This is a genomic window from Streptomyces sp. NPDC054841 (assembly GCF_053611045.1).
Genome location: NZ_JBSGZO010000829.1, coordinates 1 through 1,968, shown reverse-complemented (window position 1 = coordinate 1,968; position 1,968 = coordinate 1). Strand labels below are relative to the sequence as shown.

The following is a 1,968-nucleotide window of genomic DNA, read 5'->3' as shown; positions in this document are numbered from 1 at the left end:
GTCCCGGGCCGCCGCCCTCCGGCGATGTCATCGGCTCAGCTGAAGGAGTCGCCGCAGGCGCACGAACCCGTCGCGTTCGGATTGTCGATCGTGAAGCCCTGCTTCTCGATCGTGTCCACGAAGTCGATCGAGGCGCCGCCCAGGTACGGAGCGCTCATACGGTCGGTGACGACCTTGACGCCGTCGAACTCCTTGACGACATCGCCGTCGAGCGAGCGCTCGTCGAAGAAGAGCTGGTAGCGCAGGCCGGAGCAGCCGCCGGGCTGAACGGCGACGCGCAGCGCCAGGTCGTCCCGGCCTTCCTGGTCCAGCAGGGCCTTGACCTTGGCCGCGGCGGCGTCGGACAGGAGGATGCCGTCGCTCACGGTGGTGGTCTCGTCCGATACGGACATCTGCTTCTCTCCCGGGTTGTACGGAGACTGCTTGCCGACGGTTGCAACCGGCGGGGCCCGGGATTCATTCCGGGCGAGCCCTAGTCTTTCCCTTTCATGCTCGCACATGCGCTCCCGTGAGGGCACCGACCTGTGGACGGCCGGGAGTGACGGCCAGGAGTGACGGCCGGGAGTGACGGCCGGGCGTCCGGGAATTGCGTCACATCGACACAATGGCCATCGTCAAACTGACGTGAAGCAGTTATGATAGATAGCGTCATATAGACGAAAAGGCTTCCCGGTACGAGCCCCGGCTCCACTGGGGCGGCTATCGCCGCGCTAAATCGCTAGAGAACAGAAAGGGTGCGTGACGTGACCACCGCCCAACCCCTGGATGTCCAGCCGACGCCGCTCGCCCTGCTGCTGCTCGGCCGCGAGGCCGACCCGAAGAGCGAGCGCGGCGTCGAGTGTCCCGGAGATCTCCCCTCCCCGTCCGACCCGGACCTGGTGGAGCGCGCCCGCGCGGCGAAGGAGAAGCTCGGGAACAAGGTCTTCGTGCTCGGACACCACTACCAGCGCGACGAGGTCATCCAGTTCGCTGACGTCACCGGCGACTCCTTCAAGCTCGCCAAGGACGCGGCGGCCCGCCCGGAGGCCGAGTACATCGTCTTCTGCGGTGTGCACTTCATGGCCGAGTCGGCGGACATCCTCACCTCCGACGACCAGAAGGTCGTCCTCCCCGACCTCGCGGCCGGCTGCTCGATGGCCGACATGGCGACGGCGGAGCAGGTCGCGGAGTGCTGGGACGTCCTCACCGACGCCGGTGTCGCGGACGTGACCGTCCCGGTCTCGTACATGAACTCCTCCGCCGACATCAAGGCCTTCACCGGCAAGCACGGCGGCACGATCTGTACGTCGTCGAACGCGAAGCGAGCGCTGGACTGGGCCTTCGAGCAGGGCGAGAAGGTCCTCTTCCTGCCGGACCAGCACCTCGGACGGAACACCGCGGTCCGCGACATGGGGATGTCGCTGGACGACTGCGTCGTCTACAACCCGCACAAGCCGAACGGCGGGCTGACGGCGGAGGAGCTGCGTGCCGCGAAGATGATCCTGTGGCGGGGCCACTGCTCCGTGCACGGCCGATTCTCGCTCGACTCCGTGAACGACGTCCGCGAGCGCATCCCGGGCGTGAACGTGCTGGTCCACCCCGAGTGCAAGCACGAGGTCGTCGCCGCGGCGGACTACGTGGGCTCGACGGAGTACATCATCAAGGCGCTGGAGGCGGCCCCGGCCGGCTCGAAGTGGGCGATCGGCACCGAGCTGAACCTGGTGCGCCGTCTGGCGAATCGATTCGCGGACGAGGGCAAGGAGATCGTCTTCCTCGACAAGACGGTCTGCTTCTGCTCCACGATGAACCGCATCGACCTGCCGCACCTGGTGTGGGCGCTGGAGTCTCTGGCGGAGGGCAACCTGGTCAACCAGATCCAGGTCGACCGCGAGACGGAGAGCTTCGCGAAGCTGGCGCTCGAGCGGATGCTGGCGCTTCCGTAACGGGGCTCTGCCCCGGGACCAACTGTGCCCCGTACCCCCTGCCGGC

Annotated in this window: 2 protein-coding genes; one reads left to right on the top strand and one right to left on the bottom strand. The window is 67.2% G+C overall.

Translation table 11 applies throughout. The features are described from left to right. Positions 1 to 35: 35 nt before the first annotated feature. Positions 36 to 392, bottom strand: a complete 357-nt coding sequence (gene erpA, locus ACWGI8_RS43645; RefSeq protein ID WP_016639588.1) for an iron-sulfur cluster insertion protein ErpA — start codon at positions 390 to 392, stop codon at positions 36 to 38. A gap of 351 nt (positions 393 to 743) precedes the next feature. Here erpA and nadA point away from each other — a divergent pair, with 351 nt between their 5' ends. Next, positions 744 to 1,922, top strand: a complete 1,179-nt coding sequence (gene nadA, locus ACWGI8_RS43640) for a quinolinate synthase NadA (RefSeq protein WP_453669096.1) — start codon at positions 744 to 746, stop codon at positions 1,920 to 1,922. The last annotated feature ends 46 nt before the right edge of the window (positions 1,923 to 1,968 follow it).

Bases quoted from the DNA above. Each gene is read 5' to 3' on its own strand.
- erpA (WP_016639588.1), bottom strand. From the start codon at position 392: ATGTCCGTATCGGACGAGACCACCACCGTGAGCGACGGCATCCTCCTG.